General features: G+C 65.5%; 22 protein-coding genes. 19 read left to right on the top strand and 3 right to left on the bottom strand.

Annotation, left to right across the window (positions count from 1 at the left end; genetic code table 11):
* Positions 1-380: 380 nt before the first annotated feature.
* From KHO27_RS26110 to KHO27_RS26030, 18 genes are all read left to right on the top strand, one after another.
* A complete protein-coding gene (locus KHO27_RS26110; protein ID WP_111531667.1) occupies positions 381-845 on the top strand; it encodes a phage tail protein in 465 nt (154 codons plus the stop codon).
* A gap of 91 nt (positions 846-936) precedes the next feature.
* A complete protein-coding gene (locus KHO27_RS26105; protein ID WP_214500996.1) occupies positions 937-2,052 on the top strand; it encodes a DUF2586 domain-containing protein in 1,116 nt (371 codons plus the stop codon).
* Between the two features lie 3 nt (positions 2,053-2,055).
* Positions 2,056-2,505, top strand: a complete 450-nt coding sequence (locus KHO27_RS26100) for a phage protein (RefSeq protein ID WP_046857144.1) — start codon at positions 2,056-2,058, stop codon at positions 2,503-2,505.
* On the top strand, positions 2,505-2,729 hold the full coding sequence (locus tag KHO27_RS26095; RefSeq protein ID WP_110703025.1) for a TraR/DksA family transcriptional regulator: 225 nt from the start codon (positions 2,505-2,507) through the stop codon (positions 2,727-2,729). Before KHO27_RS26100 ends, KHO27_RS26095 begins: the two co-directional genes overlap by 1 nt.
* Before the next feature lie 28 nt (positions 2,730-2,757).
* Complete coding sequence (locus KHO27_RS26090; RefSeq protein WP_046857146.1) at positions 2,758-3,045, top strand: putative phage tail assembly chaperone; 288 nt, start codon at positions 2,758-2,760, stop codon at positions 3,043-3,045.
* Between the two features lie 20 nt (positions 3,046-3,065).
* Positions 3,066-3,212, top strand: a complete 147-nt coding sequence (locus KHO27_RS26665) for a DUF6890 family protein (RefSeq protein WP_156177691.1) — start codon at positions 3,066-3,068, stop codon at positions 3,210-3,212.
* 6 nt (positions 3,213-3,218) lie between these two features.
* On the top strand, positions 3,219-5,291 hold the full coding sequence (locus tag KHO27_RS26085; RefSeq protein WP_214500995.1) for a phage tail tape measure protein: 2,073 nt from the start codon (positions 3,219-3,221) through the stop codon (positions 5,289-5,291).
* A complete protein-coding gene (locus tag KHO27_RS26080; RefSeq protein ID WP_046857148.1) occupies positions 5,291-5,608 on the top strand; it encodes a DUF2590 family protein in 318 nt (105 codons plus the stop codon). The genes KHO27_RS26085 and KHO27_RS26080 overlap by 1 nt, the downstream gene beginning before the upstream one ends.
* Positions 5,605-6,777 carry a baseplate J/gp47 family protein gene (locus KHO27_RS26075; RefSeq protein ID WP_110703020.1) on the top strand — a complete coding sequence of 391 codons (1,173 nt, stop codon included), beginning with the start codon at positions 5,605-5,607 and terminating at the stop codon, positions 6,775-6,777. Before KHO27_RS26080 ends, KHO27_RS26075 begins: the two co-directional genes overlap by 4 nt.
* Positions 6,774-7,298, top strand: a complete 525-nt coding sequence (locus KHO27_RS26070) for a phage tail protein (RefSeq protein ID WP_214500994.1) — start codon at positions 6,774-6,776, stop codon at positions 7,296-7,298. The genes KHO27_RS26075 and KHO27_RS26070 overlap by 4 nt, the downstream gene beginning before the upstream one ends.
* Positions 7,299-7,307: 9 nt before the next feature.
* Complete coding sequence (locus KHO27_RS26065) at positions 7,308-9,323, top strand: phage tail-collar fiber domain-containing protein (protein WP_214500993.1); 2,016 nt, start codon at positions 7,308-7,310, stop codon at positions 9,321-9,323.
* Between the two features lie 8 nt (positions 9,324-9,331).
* Positions 9,332-10,042 carry a DUF4376 domain-containing protein gene (locus KHO27_RS26060; RefSeq protein WP_214500992.1) on the top strand — a complete coding sequence of 237 codons (711 nt, stop codon included), beginning with the start codon at positions 9,332-9,334 and terminating at the stop codon, positions 10,040-10,042.
* A complete protein-coding gene (locus KHO27_RS26055) occupies positions 10,039-10,962 on the top strand; it encodes a hypothetical protein (RefSeq protein ID WP_214500991.1) in 924 nt (307 codons plus the stop codon). Before KHO27_RS26060 ends, KHO27_RS26055 begins: the two co-directional genes overlap by 4 nt.
* Positions 10,959-11,498 carry a baseplate complex protein gene (locus tag KHO27_RS26050; protein WP_110703005.1) on the top strand — a complete coding sequence of 180 codons (540 nt, stop codon included), beginning with the start codon at positions 10,959-10,961 and terminating at the stop codon, positions 11,496-11,498. Before KHO27_RS26055 ends, KHO27_RS26050 begins: the two co-directional genes overlap by 4 nt.
* Positions 11,495-12,199 (top strand): hypothetical protein, encoded by a 705-nt coding sequence (locus KHO27_RS26045; RefSeq protein ID WP_139668573.1) that lies wholly within the window; start codon positions 11,495-11,497, stop codon positions 12,197-12,199. Before KHO27_RS26050 ends, KHO27_RS26045 begins: the two co-directional genes overlap by 4 nt.
* Complete coding sequence (locus KHO27_RS26040; RefSeq protein ID WP_110702999.1) at positions 12,172-13,143, top strand: hypothetical protein; 972 nt, start codon at positions 12,172-12,174, stop codon at positions 13,141-13,143. The genes KHO27_RS26045 and KHO27_RS26040 overlap by 28 nt, the downstream gene beginning before the upstream one ends.
* A gap of 197 nt (positions 13,144-13,340) precedes the next feature.
* Positions 13,341-13,637 carry a cupin domain-containing protein gene (locus KHO27_RS26035; protein WP_111531662.1) on the top strand — a complete coding sequence of 99 codons (297 nt, stop codon included), beginning with the start codon at positions 13,341-13,343 and terminating at the stop codon, positions 13,635-13,637.
* A gap of 177 nt (positions 13,638-13,814) precedes the next feature.
* Complete coding sequence (locus KHO27_RS26030; protein ID WP_214500990.1) at positions 13,815-14,984, top strand: MFS transporter; 1,170 nt, start codon at positions 13,815-13,817, stop codon at positions 14,982-14,984.
* Here KHO27_RS26030 and KHO27_RS26025 read toward each other — a convergent pair.
* The 3 genes from KHO27_RS26025 to KHO27_RS26015 form a co-directional block, all read right to left on the bottom strand.
* Positions 14,962-15,888 carry a LysR substrate-binding domain-containing protein gene (locus KHO27_RS26025; protein WP_214500989.1) on the bottom strand — a complete coding sequence of 309 codons (927 nt, stop codon included), beginning with the start codon at positions 15,886-15,888 and terminating at the stop codon, positions 14,962-14,964. The two genes, KHO27_RS26030 and KHO27_RS26025, sit on opposite strands and share 23 nt — an antisense overlap.
* A gap of 114 nt (positions 15,889-16,002) precedes the next feature.
* On the bottom strand, positions 16,003-16,623 hold the full coding sequence (ycaC, locus tag KHO27_RS26020; RefSeq protein WP_023632674.1) for an isochorismate family cysteine hydrolase YcaC: 621 nt from the start codon (positions 16,621-16,623) through the stop codon (positions 16,003-16,005).
* A gap of 36 nt (positions 16,624-16,659) precedes the next feature.
* Positions 16,660-17,349, bottom strand: coding sequence for a hydrolase (locus tag KHO27_RS26015; protein WP_102683840.1), 690 nt, complete (start codon positions 17,347-17,349; stop codon positions 16,660-16,662).
* Between the two features lie 442 nt (positions 17,350-17,791).
* On the opposite strand from KHO27_RS26015, the gene KHO27_RS26010 reads away from it, so the two are divergent.
* Entirely contained in the window at positions 17,792-18,181 is a 390-nt protein-coding gene (locus tag KHO27_RS26010; RefSeq protein ID WP_214500988.1) for a YybH family protein, read from the top strand.
* The last annotated feature ends 3 nt before the right edge of the window (positions 18,182-18,184 follow it).

The raw sequence follows: 18,184 nt of genomic DNA, 5'->3' as shown, positions 1-18,184 counted from the left end.
AATTCTTTATGCATAAATATTTCCACTTTCGCATTGACTGCATATGCATTGCTGCATAACCTGTATCTCGAACCGGACAGCAACCGGTTGTTACACAGGCAGCGATGAACAGGCCTCGACTGTTCAGAGGGTTGGCAACTGGCCCGGGTGTGCAGCGTAAAGCACCACGATCAGTTATCCGGCGGGAACACGGCCGCGGTCGGAGTCACCAATTCGAAGCGCAACCGCATGGCGTCACCAGTCGTGGCCAGCGGTGACCACGCGCATTACTGAAAAGCCTGCACGGCGGGCTTTTTGGAATGCCGCCCTCAGAGCCAGAAACTCTCACACGAGTACTCAACGATGATTTATTCAGGCAACCCCGCCCCGAGGTCAGCCCCATGAACCAGTTGAAAGCACTGACCAGCTACCTGCTCGAACGCAAGCTGGTGCCCGCTGAACAACTGCATGCCCAGGCGCAGCAACTCGACCTGCAACTGGCCTGGACACAGACCGAGCTGGGTCTGCACATGGGCAACCTGCGCTACCGCGCCCTGTTCGATCTCGACGACTACAGCGGCCACCCCGGACGCCTGATGGCCCTCGCCGGGAGTTGGCTGGAAGCCAAAGACCCCGGGCGCCATCTGTTCGCCCTTCCGGCACCGACGCTCACCGTCAAGCAGAGGGCCCCAGGCAGCGACTTGCTGGATGTGTCGCTGGCCCTGGAGTTCGTCGAGCCCCTTTACCTGACCGAGGACTCAGCCGGAGAAATCGAGGTCTTCGGCAAGACCTGGTCATTCCAGCCCCACGACCTGTGGGTCGCCGAACAAGGCGATGTGGTCGTGCAGGGCGGCACCCTCCCCTGACCTGTTACCCGGGCCCAGCGCCCGTCCCGCCGGCAACCTGATTGGCAGGCTCCGGCACAATCCTTCAATCACCCCGCTAACGAGGCAACCTATGGCACTCGGTAAAATCAGCGTGAACAATCTCAACCTCGGCCAGGGCGCCGTGACCGAGATCGAACGCTACTTCCTTTTCATCGGCCCCGCCGCCAAGAACGTCGGCAAGCTGCTGGCCCTGAACACTGACAGCGACCTGGACAACGAGCTGGGCGTGGCCGCCAGCGACCTGAAGACCCAACTGATCGCCGCCCGCGCCAACGGCGGCAGCCGCTGGGCCTGCCTGGCCGCGCCGATCGGCGCCGAAGGCGACTGGGCCAGCGCCCTGGAGTACGCCCAGCAACACGGCTACTCGGTCGAAGGCATCGTCGTCACCAAACCGGTGACCGCCGGCGCGGAACTGCTGGCCTTGCACACCGCCGCCGAACAACTGAACGCCCGCCATGGCCGGCGCTCGTTCGTCCTGGCCGCGTCCGCCGGCATCCTGCCGACCGTGACCTGGTCGGACTACCTGCTCGAGCAGAAGGCGCTCACCGACGGTATCGCCGCGCCACGTGTCGTGGTGGTGCCGCAGCTGCACGGCAACGACCTGGGCGTGCTCGCCGGTCACCTGGCCAATGCCGCCTGGAGCATCGCCGATACCCCGATGCGCGTCGCCAGTGGCCCTGTCCTGGGCCTGGGCAGCGTGCCGGCGGACAAGGACGGCGTACCGCTGCCCTCGGCAGTACGCAGCGAGCTGGACAAGGCACGCTTCTCCGTATCCCAGACCTACCCGGACTACGAGGGTGTGTACTGGGGCGACGCCAACATGCTCGACACTGCCGCCAGCGACTTCCAGGTCCTGGAATACCTGCGCCTGGCCGACAAGGCCGCCCGCCAGGTCCGTCCGCTGCTGATCCGCCGTATCGGCGACCGCCGCCTGAACAACAGCCCCGCCAGCATGGCCGCCAACACCAGCGCATTGATGGCGCCGCTGCGCCGCATGGCCAAGGCGGTGAAGTTCGCCGGCGAAGTATTTCCGGGCGAAATCCAGCCACCCCGCGACGGCGACCTGGTCATCGTCTGGAAGAGCCACACCCAGGTGGAAGTGTTCATCCGCATCCGCCCGCACAACTGCCCCAAGGACATCACCGCGAACATCGCGCTGGACCTTTCCCAGGACAACCAGGAGTAACCCATGGCCAAGATCAGTGGCTTGAACTTCGACATCAACGTGGGCGACCTGAAGATCCACGTTGAAAGCGCAACCCTCGACATCACCGACAACAGCGCCGTGGCCCACACCAAGGGCGTGCCGGACGGCTGGGTCGCCGGCGACGTGGCCGCCAGCGGCGAGCTGGAAGTGGACACCAGCAACTTCAACCTGATCATCGAAGCCGCCGCCAAGGCCGGTAGCTTCCGCCAGCTGGGCACCTTCGACCAGCTGTTCTACGCCAAGACCCCCACCGACGAGATCCGCGTCGAGGCCTTCGGCTGCCGCTTCAAGATCTCCAGCCTGCTCAACATCGACGCCAAGGGCGGCGAGAAGACCAAGCACAAGCTGCCGTTCGACGTCACCAGCCCGGACTTCATCCATGTCAACGGCGTGCCGTACCTGTCCTTCGCCGAGGTCGAGGGCCTGAGCTGATGGTGTGCCCATTCGACCGCGCCCAGGCCCTGGAACAGCTCAGGCGTGATCTGGCGATCGCCGCTGTGCGTGACCGACGGGCGGCGACTGGGCCGAGCCTCACCGATTGCGCGGACTGCGGCGACGAGATCCCCGAGGCCCGCCGCGCCTTGGGTGGCATGCGCCGCTGCGTTCCCTGCCAGCACCGCCACGAGCGCAGCACAGCGCTCACCCCTTCGTTTTGATTCCCGTATTTCATTGGAGTAGTACCCCATGACCCAACGCACCGAAATCACCCTGGAAGTCGGCGACCTGTCCCTGGATTTCGCCGTCGATCCAGCCCTGATGACCAAGTACATCAACGCCCTGACCCCGTCCAACAAGGTCGCACCGGCCAACAACCTGCTGGTCACCGCCGTGAAGCCCGAGCACAAGGACCAGCTCAAGCCGCTGCTGGCCAACCCGATGACCGTCATCCAGCTGGCCGGTGCCCTGGTCGAGGAATACGCGCCGACCGTCGAGGTCACCGTAAAAAAGCGCTCGGCCACGCAGAGCGACTGACCGAGGACGGCCTGGGCCAGCTGCTGGCCCTGGCCGAACGCTGGCTGCCCGGTGCATCCGCCACGCCCGAGAACCTGGGCACAGCCAAGTGGCTGGAGGACGAGCACTGGCGGCGAATGGAAATCGCCATTGCCAACGGAATCGCACGTGCATTCAACGGAAGCTGACATCCCATGAGCGCGAACACCGCAATCAGCCGGCTGGATTTCATCCTGTCGCTGACCGACAAAGTCACCGCGCCGCTGGCGAGGATGACCCAAGGTTTCAACAAGCTGACCGAGAAAAGTCAGACCGCCATCAAGCAGATCAGCGATGGCACGCAGAAGCTGCAAAACTCCGCCAGCGGCTTTGGCACCTTCCTTGAGCCAGCCCTGGAAATGAACCGTGCCCTTGGGGATGTGCGCTCGCTTGGCGTGGCCGAGGACGCCCTGGAGGCCTTGAACAGGAAAGCCCTGGCGTTCTCCATCGCCTATGGCGAGAACGCCCGGGACTTCGTCGCCTCGGCGTACAAGATCGAAGGCGCGATCAAGGGCCTTTCCGGCTCCCAGCTGGCCACGTTCACCTACGCCAGCAGCGTGCTGGCCAAGGCCACCAAGTCCGACCAGGGCGTGATGGCCGAGTACGTCGGCACGATGTACAACCTGCACAAGCAGCAGGCCGACGCCATGGGCAAGGGCCAGTGGGTCAAGATCCTGGGCGGGCAGACCGCCCTGGCGGTCCAGCTGTTCCGCACCAGCGGCGAACAGATGAAGGATGGTTTCAAGGAGGCCGGCGCCCAGGCTTCCGCCGCCGGCATCGGCCTGGCCGAGCAGATGGCCGTGATCGGCAGCCTGTCCGGCAGCATGGACGGCAGCGCGGCCGGTGGGCTTTACAAGGCCTTCTTCGAGAACATCGAGGACGCCTCGGACAAGCTCGGCATCAAGTTCACCGACACCAATGGCAAGGTCCTGCCGATGCTGGACATCCTGGCCAAGCTGCGGGGTAGGTTCGGCGACCTGCGCGGAGCTGCGGCCAACGCCAAGATCACCGAGGCCTTCGGCGGTGAGGCGGCCCAGCTCATCGGCGCCCTGGCCCAGGACACCGACCGTCTCAAGAACGGCATCGACAAGCTGGGCCAGGTGCGTGGCCTTGAACAGGCCGAACAGATGGCCAAGGCCATGGTCGACCCCTGGCAGCAGTTCGGAGCTGCGGTAAAAGGGCTGCGCATCGCCTTCGGCCAGGCGCTGATTCCCATTTTGCAACCGCTGATGGCACGCCTGGTCGAGATCGCCCAGACCCTGGTCCGCTGGATCAAGCTGTTCCCCAATATCACCCGGGTCGTCGGCATTGCCACACTGATCATCGCCGGCATGGGCGCCGCCCTGAGCGCGCTGGCAGTCGCCGTCGGTATCGCCCGGGTCGCCATGCTGGGGCTGCAGACCGTCTGGGCACTGCTCAACCTGACCGGTTTGCGAAGCCTGGCCGTGTTCATCCTGCACTCCATTCAATGCGTGCTCCTGGTCGGCAGGGTACTGCTCATGATCGCGGTGCTCGGCACCCTGCGCCTGGCCATGCTCGCCTGGCAAACCGTGACCTGGCTGGTCAACGCGGCCATGTACGCCAACCCGATTGGCCTCGTTGTCGCCGGCATCGCCGTATTGATCACGATCGTCGCCCTGGTCGTCAGGTACTGGGACGACTTCAAGGCGGCCCTGCTCGAGAGCACTGCATTCCAGTGGGTCAGCGCGCAATTCACCGCACTGGGCAAAATGTTCGGTTCGATGAGTGGCTGGGCGGACTTCGCGAAAAGCGCCTGGGACGGCATCAGCAGGATATTCCGCAGCGCGGTGGACAGCCTGATCGAGATGCTGAACAAGATCCCGGGCGTGAACATCGAGACACGTTTCGGCGATCTGCCAAAGGCGCCCGAGGTGCCTCAGTTGCCTGGCCAGGTCGCGCCGATCGGCATCCTGCCCATCACCAGCCAGCCACCGTCCATCAAGCACCTGATGCAGGTGCCTGCACCCACCCCGCTGATGACGCCGATCGAGCAGCTCGACCAACAGCGCCAGCGCATGACCCAGACCGCACTCAACCTCTCGCCGGCCAGCCCGACGAGCGTTCCCCAGGGGGGGCTGATGACCCAGATCCAGAGCAGCACCCAGACCCAGGATCGGCGCATGCACGTCGAGAGGATCGAGATCAACACCAGCAAGGCCATGAACCCGCTGGAGCTCGAACAGATGATGGAAATGGCGGTGGGCTGATGAGCGACTACATCGACCTGCTGATCCACGACAACGACCTGGTCCTGGACCCTTCCCATCAACCGCTGCTGATCGAGGACCGCGCCAGCATCGCCCAGGACATCGCCCACATGATCCGCGACAGCGGCCTGCTGGTGACCCTGGTGGCCGAGCGCAGCCGCCAACGCCAGGCCGACTGCATCCTGCAGCTGGAACTGCTGGTGGAGGACGACGAGCGCCTGCTGCCCGGTACCGCCCGCATCCTGCAAGAGCGGCCGGGCGTGTACCGGGTCACGGCGAAAACCCTGAAATTCGGTGACATCGAGGTATACCTGTGAGCGACTTGGACTTTCGCAAGGTGCTGGCCGACGCCGGCATTCCCACCACCGAAGCGGCGCTGCACAAGGCCTGGGAGGCCGAAGTGGCCGCCCAGGGCAGCAAGCTCAGCAACACCAGCGCCTACTCGCCGTTCTGGCGGGTGGTGACGGCGCTGGTGACCAAGCCGGTGCTCTGGCTGGTCGGCTTCATCAGCGACACCGTGCTGCCCAACTTCTTCGTCAAGACCGCCAGCGGCGCCTGGCTGGACAGCCTGGCCTGGGCGGTGAACATCGAGCGCAAGGGCGCGACCAAGGCCCAGGGCCAGCTGTTGTTCACCCGTGAAAACAGCGCCGGCGAGCTGCTGATGCGCGCCGGCGTCGTGGTGCAATCCGCCGCGATCAACGGCCACGTCTACCAACTGGTGACCATCGAGGACGCGGTGTTCCCCGACGGTCGCCTGCAACAGTCGGTCAAGGTCCAGGCACAGCAGGTCGGCAGCGGCTACAACCTGGCGCCCGGCTACTACGCCATCCTGCCCGAGCCGGTGACGGGGATCGTCCAGGTGGTCAACGACGACGGCTGGATGACCTCGCCCGGAGCCGACCCCGAGCCCGACGAGCAGTTGCGCCTGCGCACTCGCAACCAGTTCAGCGCGGTCAACCAATGGCACACCGACGCGGTCTATCGCGCGATGATCGCCGCCTTCCCGGGCGTGCGCCCCGATGGCGTGTACTTCCTCCACGACGCGCCGCGCGGTCCGGGCAGCGCCAACGCCTACGTGCTGTTCGACGCCGACGTGCCAGCGGAATCGTACCTGGCGCAGATCAACGCCCACGTGCGCGACGAGGGCAACCACGGCCACGGCGACGACCTGCTGGTGATGGTCATGCCCGAGACGCGGCACGACATCGCGCTGACGGTCTGGCCGCAGGCGAACCTGACGACGAAGCGCCGCGAGGCATTGCAGCAAGGCATTGCCCAGTTCATCCGCGCGGCGTTCCGTGAAAGCACGACCAGCGACTACCGCCCGACGCTGACCTACCCACAATCGCGATTCTCCTTCAGCCGCCTGGCCGAAGAACTGCACCAGGCCTTCGACGACATCGAATCGCTGCACTTCGCCAACGAGGACATCGTCTCGCCGCTGAGCATCGCGCGCATCGCCAACCTGCGAGTGGACCTGGTATGAGCCCGCTGAAACTGCCGTTCTGGCTCGCCGGCACCGAACTGACCAAGCTCAAGGACGCCGCCCAGGCCTGGTGGGCCAGGGTGTACGAGTGGCTGCGCTGGCCGCTGCTGCAGATGGATGCCGAGACCTGCCACCTCACCGTGCTGGACCTGCTCGCCTGGCAACGCGATATCACCCGCTTCAAGGACGAGCCGGAAAGCCTGTACCGTCTGCGGGTGAAGTTCGCCTTCATCAACGCGGTCGATGCCGGCAGCACCGCAGGGCTCAAACGCATCCTGCGCCGGCTCGGCGTCGGCTATGTCGAGATCGACGAACGTATGCCGGACCGCGACTGGGATGTGGTCCTGCTGCGCCTTTCCGACTCGCAGCTGTCGGAGAACCCCGAACTGCTGCGGGTGCTGATCCAGCAGTACGGCCGGACCTGCCGCCGCTACGACTTCGTCAGCATCACCCCCGTGACCCTGCGCATTGCCGCAGTCCAATTCAACGACGACCAGCAGACGTTGGTCGCCACGCTCTAGGAGCCCGCCGTGGCCAGAATCACTTTCGCCGGCGAAAGCCTGATCGCCCAGAAGCAGGGGGCCAAGGAAGTCCTGCAGATCACCCGCTTCATCTACGCCAATGTGCCCGGGCTCGATCCGAACACGCCGGTCGACCGCGCCGCGACCAAGCCGCCGGCCAGCCAGATCGTGCACAGCTACGACATCCCGGCGGGCAACAGCGGCTACGTGAACCCCAACCAGGTCGTCTACAGCTCGATGCTGGGCAGCGACATCGGCGACTTCGACTGGAACTGGATGGGCCTGGAAAGCGCCGAGGGCGTGCTGTTCGCCGTGGCCTACCTGCCGCTGCAGCAGAAACGGCGCAACATCCCGCCGCTGCAGATCGGCAACAACGTCACCCGCAATATCCTGGTGGAATACAGCGGCGCCCAGGAACTGACCGGCATCACCATCGATGCCAGCACCTGGCAGCACGATTTCACACTGCGCCTGAAAGGCATCGACGAGCGCGAGCGCCTGAGCAACCGCGACGTGTATGGGCGAGCGTGCTTCTTCGGCGACGGTCTGCAGTTCCAGAAGATGGGCGACAACTACCAGCTGGCCGCCGGCACCGCCTACCTGGAAGGCATGCGCCTGGAGCTGCCCAAGGCCGTGCCGCTGAGCCCGCCGCAAGGCGCGACCCAGGTGTGGATTCACATCACCTGGCAGCGCAAGCAGAACGATGTGATACCCAGCTGGAAAGTCGTGTACCTGCCCGACCAGCAGGATTCCGTCACTCCTGACGGCTGGGTTTACTGCATCCAACTGGCGGACATCGCCAGCTCCGGGGTCATCGCCGACAAGCGCAAGTCCGTGCCCATCGCCGGCCCGCTGGTGGACCACTTCGCCAGCCGCAGGTCAGTTACGGACCTCGAGGAGGGAGTGACCTCCGCCGGCAAGTCGCGCCAGCTGGCCGAAACGCGTCAGATCGCGTTGCAGGGCGATGTCGTCGGGCGCGTGGACTTCGACGGCTCCAGGAACGTGGCGATCCAGGCCACGCTTGCGGACATCGGCGTGGTGCCCGGGACTTACTCCAAAGTCACGATCAATGGCAAAGGCCAGGTCATCGGTAGCGAGGCACTGCTGCAGATCGATATCCCCAACCTGGACTGGAGCAAGATCACCAGCGGCAAGCCAACCACGCTCCAGGGGTATGGGATTACCGATGCGCTGCACACCGGATACAGCAACCAGCTCCCCCGGTTCTACTCAGATACACCAAGTACCAACTACATACATCCTGCCCTCGAAATCCGCGAGGTGGGGCTGGTTCACAATACCAATCTGAACTGGGAGTACGCTCCCCGTCTTGGCTTCCACTGGGGAGGCCAGGTAGCGGGCGATCTGGCGATGAACGCCCAAGGCGTGATCGCCTGGAACGGCTCTGCGCTCTATCACACCGGCAACCTCAAGCCCCAGGACATCGTACCCGCCGGCACGTTGATCCAGTCGTTCAGCAGCATCGCGCCTCCCAATTGCCTTCGCTGTAACGGTGCTGCTGTCAGTCGTACGGTCTATGCAGCGCTCTTTGCAGCGATCGGTGATTACTACGGGGCTGCCGACGGATCCACGACCTTCACCCTGCCCGATACTCGTGGCCTGTTCATTCGAGATGTCGACAATGGACGAGACCTTGATGCAGGCCGAGTTTTGGGAACATTCCAAAGCAGTCAGAACCAGTACCACGCCCACTCCGCGTCTACCGGCAGTGCCGGCTGGCACGCCCACGGCGGGAGCACCTCGTCGGTCGCGGGTAGCCATATCCACGCCTTCAACTACGTGAATACACCGACCACCCAGGATATCCCTGGAATCGGCGCAGCCATGCATTACGCCGGCGTTAACTCGGCCGCCACCAACCGTATCCAACCCGCCGGCGACCACAGCCATACCCTGAACATCGTCGGCGACGGCGCTCACACTCACCCGGTAACGGTAAACCCCTCCGGCGGGGCCGAGGCGCGCCCTGTGAACATGGCCCTGTACTACTACATCAAATACTGAGGTGCCCGATGGCAAAGACAAAAACGGTCTACCAGACATCCCCATTGGGCTTGTTCACTGGTACCGCCGAAGCGGACGAATCGCCGCTGGAGCCCGGCGTGTTCCTGATCCCCGGCGGCTGCGTGGAGACGGCGCCGCCGTCGATCCCCGAGCACAAGGCCGCCCACTGGAACGGCCAGGCCTGGTCCCTGGTGGACTACTACGACGGCCTGGTGGTCTACAGCATCACCACCGCCGAGGCCCTGACCATCACCGGCATGGGGCCGGTCCCCTCGGGTTACACGGTGAAAAAGCCTGGCCCGGACCAGGTATGGAAGAACGGCGAGTGGGTGGACGACACTACCGCCGTGCTGGCCAAGCTCCACCAGCAGAAGCTGGATGAGATCAACACCGGCTGCGCGAAGTACATCGAGGCCGGCTTCGATTCGACGGCCCTGGGCAAGGTGCATCGCTACAGCAGCTCGCTGGAAGACCAGGTCAACCTGACCGGCCTGGTGTTCAGCGGCCTGGACAGCGCCTACCCCTGCACCGGCAGCGATGGCGTGCGCCTGTTCCTGGCCCACACCCGCGACCAGTTGCTGCAGGTGAACAAAGACCTGGTCCTGTTCAAGCAGGCCGCGCTGCAACATGCCGACCAACTCAAGCGTGACGCGGCCAAGGCGCTGCAGGACAAGAAGCTCAATGCCCTGCGCGCCATCCAGTGGACGGTGCCGGCATGAGCTGGTCGCCTGTCGCCATGCGCTGGCCGAGCGAAGCGACACGCTGGATGGACCAGTTGCAAGCGGCCAAAACCCTGGCCGGCAACGAATTGGCCAGCACCGGCCAGCGGCTGGCCGGCCTGCAAGGGCTGGCGACCACCAACCCCGGACCGGTCGGCGAGGCGGCCCAGGGTGCGATCGCAGCCGGGCGCCAGGCCCTGGCCGAACAACTGGGCGAAGTACCAGCGTGCCTGGTAGTCACTCCCTTCCAGAGCGGTATCGGCCAGGGGCGCGGCTACCAGCGTTTCCTGTCGGCTCCCAACCTGTTGCAGCAACTCGCCGACAAGCTGACCGATGGCACCGACGCGGGCCGCCCCCAGGGCGACTTGCACGCGCTGTGCCTGCTGTTTCTAAGTACCCGCTACGAACAGCTGGCCGCCGGGCTGGCGCGCTTCAACGCATTGATGCCCATACCCGAGCTGGTCCGCGCACAGCGCCGCGCCGAGCACCTGGTCAAGCTCGAAACCGAAAAATGGCAAATTCCCCAGTCCGCTCCCATGCCCCGCTGGGCGTCGCTGCCCCTGGAGCGTTGCACGGTGCTCAAGGCCGCGCAGCAATCGATCGCCGGGCAGATCGCGGTGCTGGAAAGCTACGCCGCCGACAGCTCGCCCATGAGCGACCTCGCCGGGCTGGCGGCGCGCAAGGCCAACCAGCAGCAGGTCCGCGACCAGCGCCTGGCCGACCTGCGCCAACTGCTGGAGGGCGGCCAGGCCGACAGCTTGGTACGCGCCCGCCTGCTCGGCCCGGGCAACAACACACAACTGCGGCGCATGCTGCTCGAAGGCGATGCCCCGGGGCATGAGTGGGTGATGAGCGCTGGCGTGATCCTGGTCGGCTCGGCAAAAGGCCTGAGCTTCGTTCGTGAAATGGTGGGTTTATGACACTGCTACTGTTGGACGGCCAGCCCGTCGAAGGCAAGACCCTGAAAGTCACCGGCAACCTGCGCATCGAAGCCGAGGACCTGTCCGGCCAGACCAGCAACACCGACACCGCGCACAAAGGCTTCAAACCCAAGACCCTCACCGTCACCCTGACCATCCCCTACGTCAACAGCGTCTGGCTGCGCAACCTGATGCGCCTGGCCGAAGCCACCCAGAGTGGCGGCCAGCTCAAGACCTACCGCATCGTCAACGACACGGCCGAGGCCTTCGGCATCCGCCAGGTGTGCTTCGCCGACAACGTCAACGTCCGGGAGGACGATGCGCTGGCCTGCTGGCGGGTGCAGTTCGGCCTGGCCGAGAAGACCTCCAACCCGGAAAAGGTCGAGAAGCGCCGCGCCAAAAAGCGCGTCAAGGCACAGGCCGCACCCGGCGCCGCGGCAGGGGCGGAAGATGACGAGGATGACAAGGATCCGGAGCTGACCAGTTTCGAAAAGCTGTTGAAAAAAGTGGACGACTGGCTGGGGGAGAAACCATGAAACTGCATCAGGTACTCAGCGTGGCAGGCGAACGCCACGACCTTGTCAGGGCGGACGTGCGTCTGGAGCTGCGCAACCCGGGGCGGGCGACCTTCATCGTCCAGGCCGAGGCACCGCTCAAGGGCCTGGTCACCCTCGACATCGGCTACAACGACAGCACGCTGCAGCGGCATTTCATCGGCTACGTCGAGCGCTGCACCACTGCCAACGCCAAGCAGCAGGTACTGTTCTGCCGCGAGCTGGCGGCGATCCTGGCCAGGCCGCTGCCGATGAACCTGCGCCATGTCGACCTGCACGGCGTGCTCGACCAGGTCGGCCAGCAGACCGGCCTGCGCTTTCGCGTGCCCGAGCGGCCCTACGCATCGGTGCGCGCACCGTTCTTCTACAGCTTGGCCGCCGGCTTCCAGGCCATGGAGAGCCTGGCCCAGGTGTTCGACATCCCCGACTTCATCTGGCAGCAGCAGGGCAATGGCGAGGTGTACGTGGGCAGCTGGGCCGACAGCTACTTCGGCGCCCGCCCCGCGCTGCAGCTGCCCACGGAGCTGTTCGACAACTACCAGGGCAACCAGAGCGCCACGATTGCCGCCCTGCCAGGGCTGCGTCCAGGCGCACCGATCAACCACGGCGAGCGCGTGACCCATGTCGCGCTCGCCGGCAACCAGATGGCCATCCGATGGAAGACGCAATCCGCCGCGCCGTAGCGCGCCAGTTCCCCGAGATCACCGGCGGCTACCACCTACCGCGCTTCGGCCGCGTGGTCGCGGTCCCCGATGCGCCAGCGACGTCCGGGCTGTGCGACGACTTCCGCCCGCGCTTCGGTGTCGATGTCCAGGTGCTGCTACCAGATGGCGAGCCCGACCCGGTGCTGCCGGTGTTCACCAGCCTGCCGCTGCCGGCGCCCATGGGCGGCCAGGAGCGCGGCATGTTCGGTTTCCCCGAAGAAGGCACCACCGTGGTGGTGTCGTTTGCCTACGGCCTGCCCCACAAACCGTTCATCCAGCAGATCCTGCCCCATGGGCTCAGCCTGCCCAGGGTGCCGAAGGGTGATCTGGTATGGCAACACAGTGAGGCCTGCCAGCAGCGCGCCGACGCCGATGGCAACTGGCTGCGCCAGACCGATGGCCGGATCCGCGACAAGGCGATCGAGCGCGAGGTCGAGGCACTGGCCAATACCGAGCAGTTCCAGAGCCATGCCCGCACGGTGGACGACCACTCGACCGAGACCGTGGGCGGGGTGAAGAAGATCGAGGCTCTGGGCGCGCTCAAGCTGCTGTCCGGCGGCTCCGCCAGCCTGGCCGCCCTCGACGACCTGCACCAGGCCACCGGGCGCGACCTGAACCTGGCGGTTGGGCAGAAACTCAACGCGGCGATCGGCGGCGACGTCCAGGAACGCATCGAGGGCCTGCGCGACAGCGTGGTGAAACTCAGCCAGCGCCTGCAGGCGCCAAAGACCTGGCTGGGCTCGGAGGCGGTGAATGTGCTGCAGGTGCTCTGCGACCTGCTCGAGCTGGTCCAGGCGATGAACACCGAACTGGCCGCGCATGTGCACGGCCCCACGCCACCACCCAGCAATGCGGCGGCCTTCAGCGGCGCGGCAGTGCAGGCCCAGGCCATGGGGCTCAAGTTGAAGCCGATCACGCTGTAGTTTTCAGGGCGTTTCGTATCGCGGGGCCAGCCCGCTCCCCCACGCTCAACCTTGAGCCTTGGGGGAGCGGGCTGGCCCCGCGTTGCGTTTGGGGCGGAAAAAGTTGAGCGTTCACACGACTGACTGCCAGCAGACTTGGATTAAACCACCGAGCAAGCGGTCCAGGCTGGACGCTTTTCCGTGAGCAGGCCTACCCCATGACGCAGAAGCCCCAACGCCCCAAAGCCGTACCCACCGTTCAGGTGAACACCGAAGAAGTGATCGTCACCGAATGGCGCTTCGCCCCAGGTGCCGAGACTGGCCGGCACCTGCACGGCCATGACTACGTGGTGGTGCCGATGACCGATGGCACGTTGTTGCTGGAGACCCCGGAAGGCGAGAAGCTCGCCCCTCTGGTGGCGGGCCAGAGCTACTTTCGCAAGGCCGGTGTGGAGCACAACGTGGTCAATGCCAGCGACCACGAAGTGGTGTTCATCGAAGCCGAGCTGAAGTGATGAACAAGCGCGCCCCTGCTCAGGTTGCGCGTGTACCCCAGCGGCCCTACACTCCCCCTGCTTGAACCGGGATAACCGAAGCACTGCCTCGAAACCCGATGGACCTGACCCTTGCCGGTCAACCGTCGGGACAAATGGGTCCGGACCTTGGCCGGCCTGTTTATCGGAGGCAACACAATGAGCCCGCGTATCTGGCTGCTGGCCCTGGCGACATTCGTCACGGGTATGGCAGAAAACATCACGGTCGGCATCCTGCCGGCCCTGGCCGATGGCCTGCAGGTCCCGCTCGGTATCGCCGGGCAGCTGACCACGGTGTTCTCCCTGAGCTTCGCCCTCGCCGCGCCCTTCTCTCCCCTGCTGACCACACGCCTGCCCTTGCGCCGCCTGCTGTGCACCACCCTGGCGATCTTTGCCCTGTGCAACCTGGCAGCAGCCCTGGCGCCTGGCTATACCGCGTTGCTGTTAGTGCGCATAGGCATGGCCGCGACCAGCGCCCTGACCTGCCTGACTTGCACCCTGATGGCCACGCGCATGGTGCCCGAGGCCCTGCGTGGCCGCGCCATCGGAGTAATCTTCATGGGCATCTGCAGCTCGCTGGTGCTGGGGGTGCCGGCCGGAATGCTGCTGTGCGACGTGCTGGGCTGGCGTGGCGTCTTCTCCGGGCTGAGCGTGCTGGCAATGGCAGTGCTGCTGATGGCCTGGCAAGGGTTGCCGCAGTTGCAGAGCAGCGAACGCATCGCCCTGCACAGCTATGTCCGCCATCTGCGCGACAGCCGCCTGATGGCAGCCCAGGGCATGTCGTTGCTGATGATTGCCGGGCACTTCACGGTCTTTGCCTACCTGGCCCCCTATGCCCACCAGGTCGCCGACATTCCGCTGCAATGGCTGGCGGCAATGTTCGCCGCCTTCGGCATCGCCGGTGTTTCGGGCGGCTATGTCGGCGGCTGGATGGCGGACCGGCTCGGCGCAGGCCGCTCCATCGCGCTGGCGCCGCTGCTCTATCTCGCCAGCTTGCTGGTACTGCCGTTGAGCGTGGGCACGCCATGGTTGTTCCTGGCGACCATGATGCTCTGGGGCGGGCTGAGCTGGACCACCTCACCGGTGGTGCAGAGCTACCTGGCGACCCGTGGCCCGGATACCTTTCCGGCCGGCATGAGCCTGAACATGTCGGCCATGCACCTGGGCGTCGGGCTGGGTTCGGCCATCGGCGGCGTGGTGATCACCGGGGCGACGCTGGCGGCCACCCCCTGGGCCGGCGCCGCGCTGACCGCCTTGGCGGCGGGCCTGGCGTTCTGGTCGGCCCGCCCTCCTGCCGAGCCAGGCTTCAGCGAGCGCGAACCGGCGTAGCGGCCTGCTGCTCCTGCTCGAAGGCGTCGGCCAGGTAGTCGATCAGCTTGCGCACCGCGGGCATCAACCCGCGCCGGGAAGGGAACAGCGCCACCACCTCCCCTTCCCGTGGCGCCCAGTCGTCGAGAACATGCACCAGCCGCCCGTCAGCCAGGTCGGCGCGCACCGCCTCCTCGGGCAGCAGCACCGCACCCACACCGGCCAGGGCAGCCTCGCGCAGTACCGCGAGGTCGTCCGACACCACACGGGGGCGATGGCGCACGGCAGCCTCGGCGCCCGCAGGCCCGATCAGCATCCAGGTGGCGTCCTGCACATTGGCGCCCCAGTTCAGGCTCGGCAGAAGCTGGAGCCCTTCCGGCGACACGGGCCGCCCGTGTTCGGCCAGCAGGCCCGGCGCAACCACCAGGCACTGACGGCTCGGGGCCAGGCGACGCATCACCAGCTCGCTGCTTTCCAGTGGCTGGTGCTGCACGCTCAGCACCAGGTCAAAGCCCTCGCCGATCACATCCACCCGGCGGTTGTAGCTCTTGACCAGCAACTCGACCACTGGGCATTGCGCCATGAAGCGCGCCAGCATCGGCGCCAGGCGCGAGTCGAGCAGCGCGGTGCTGCTGGCCAGGCGCACGATGCCACGGGGCTCGGCGCGGTTGCGCTCGACGGCATCCTCGGCGGCGACGGCCTGCTCGAGCATGCCCAGGCAATGGCGGTAATACTCCAGGCCCACTTCGGTTACCTGGAACTGCCGCGTGGAGCGCTGGATCAGGCGCACGCCCAGGCGCTCCTCGAGCTTGGCCACGCGCCGGCTGAGGCGTGACTTGGGCAGGCCAAGGATGCGCCCGGCGGGCGCGAAGCCGCCGTGCTCCACCACCTTGGCATAGAGATAAAGGTCGTTCAGGTCGAACATCGGCAACACTCGTCCACGGCTCACCGCTGCATCATCCGCCATTCTCCAGGGATCGTCACAGGGGCCGTGGGCGTCACCAGGCCCGGGCCCCGGCAACGGGGCCCGGGCTGGCGGTCACTTGGCCAGCTTACTGTAGCTGGTCATCAGGTTGCGGTAGTCGGGAATGTGGTTGGAGAACAGCGTGCCCAAGCCTTCGATGTCGTTGCGCCAGTCACGGTGCAGCTCGCAGGCCACGCCGAACCAGGTCATCAGCTGGGCGCCGGCGGCTTCCATGCGGCGCCAGGCCGAGTCGCGGGTCAGTTCGTTGAAGGTGCCGGAAGCGTCGGTGACCACGAACACCTCGAAGCCCTCCTCCAGCGCCGATAGCGCCGGGAAGGCCACGCACACCTCGGTGACCACGCCGGCGATGATCAGCTGCTTCTTGCCGGTGGCCTTCACCGCCTTGACGAAGTCCTCGTTGTCCCAGGCGTTGATGTTGCCGGGGCGGGCGACGTAGGGCGCCTCGGGGAACTGCTCCTTGAGCTCGGGCACCAGCGGGCCGTTGGGGCCGGTCTCGAAGCTGGTGGTGAGGATGGTCGGCAGCTTGAAGTACTTGGCCAGGTCGGCCAGCGCCAGCACGTTGTTCTTGAACCGGTCCGGGTCGATGTCGCGCACCAGCGACAGCAGCCCGGTCTGGTGATCGACCAGCAGTACCGCGGCGTTGTTCTTGTCCAGACGCTTGTATTGGAATGCCATGGTGGATCTCCTTGCTTGGATGGGAAACAGCCAGGTTCAGTTGCGCTGCGAGTCCAGTTGCTCATGGCCGGTGACGACGGCCTGGGCCTTGGCGTAGCTCTCGATCAACAGTTGATAGTGCGGGAACACCGCGCTGTAGGCCTCGGCCCACTGCGCGGCATCCGGGCGGTTCCAGGTGCGCTGCACCTCAGAGCAGACGGCGGCGGTGTCCATTGGCACCACGCCGGCCTGGACCACCCGCGCCAAGGTCACTTCCTGGGCCATCTTGGAGTAGGTGCCTGACGCGTCGATGACAGCGAACACCTGGTAGCCGGCGGCCACCGCGCTAATGCTGGGGAAGGCCATGCACACGCTGGTGATGGTGCCGGCGATGATCAGTTGCTTGCGCCCGGTGGCCTTCACCGCAGCGACGAACTCGGGGTTGTCCCAGGCGTTGATCTCACCTTTGCGGGCCACGTATTGCGCGTGTGGCGCAGCCTCGTGGATTTCCGGGATCAACGGGCCGTTGGGACCCTGGGGTACCGAGGCGGTGGTGATGACCGGGATCTTCGCCAGGCTGGCGACCTTGGCCAGGGTGATGGCATTGGCCCGCAGCTCGGTCATGGGCATGTCCTTGACCGTCTGGAACAGGCCACTCTGGTGGTCGATCAGCAGCATCGTGGCGTTGTCGGGGTCGATGCGTGGCACTTGGCCTTCGAAGTTGGCGGCTTGCGAGAAATTGCTCATCGTTCTCTCCTCTTGGTGTGAGAACAGGCCATCCTGGCCGCTGCGGTCGGGCCGCGCCCCACACATCCACAGTGGGGACTATGAGAGTAGGCAACGCAGGCTGAACGAAGCGACCGTCAGTCGGCGGGCCGTGGGAAATGCCCGTGCGACCTGTGGCCAGGCGGGCGGCAGGGCTAACGGTAGAGAGCAGAGACGCGGGCCGGTAGGCCCATGGGTGAACCCTCAGAGTTGCGCTGGGGGAACGATGATGAAATGCCTGCCCCAATCACCGATCCGATGGATCGGCAATTTTCAGCAGCGCTACTTGGTCGGTTACTTGGTCGGTCAGCCCATTGGTTCACGATTTCCTGAACTGATTATTTGTCCACAGCGATTTTTCCCCCCGCCTGCCCCCACCAGAATCGCTTCACCAACAATCACAAAAAACCGTGAGGCCACTCCCGTGGACCAGACACTCCAGGTACGGCAGGCCGCCGCCGACCTCATCGCCGCCTTCGCCAGCAACGACAGCGCCCGCTACTTCGCCTGCTTCAGCGAAGACGCCACCTTCCTCTTCCACACCGTGCCGCAACCGCTGCTGTCGCGCCGTGCCTATGAAGAACTCTGGGCCAGCTGGCAGGCGGACGGTTTTGCCGTGCTCGGCTGCGAGTCGAGCAATGCCCAGGTGAGCCTGCAGGGCGACGTGGCGATCTTCATGCACGACGTGGCCACGCGCCTGAACGTCGCCGGCGAGACCCTCGACCTGAACGAACGCGAGACCATCGTCTTGCGCCTGCACGGCGACCGCTGGCTGGCCTGTCACGAGCACCTGTCGGTCGTCTCGCCGGTCTGATCC

The organism is Pseudomonas sp. RC3H12 (assembly GCF_018596375.1).
Taxonomy (GTDB): Bacteria; Pseudomonadota; Gammaproteobacteria; order Pseudomonadales; family Pseudomonadaceae; genus Aquipseudomonas.
The sequence above is the reverse complement of the archived record's forward strand: the minus strand, read 5'-3'. Positions and strand labels throughout refer to the sequence as shown.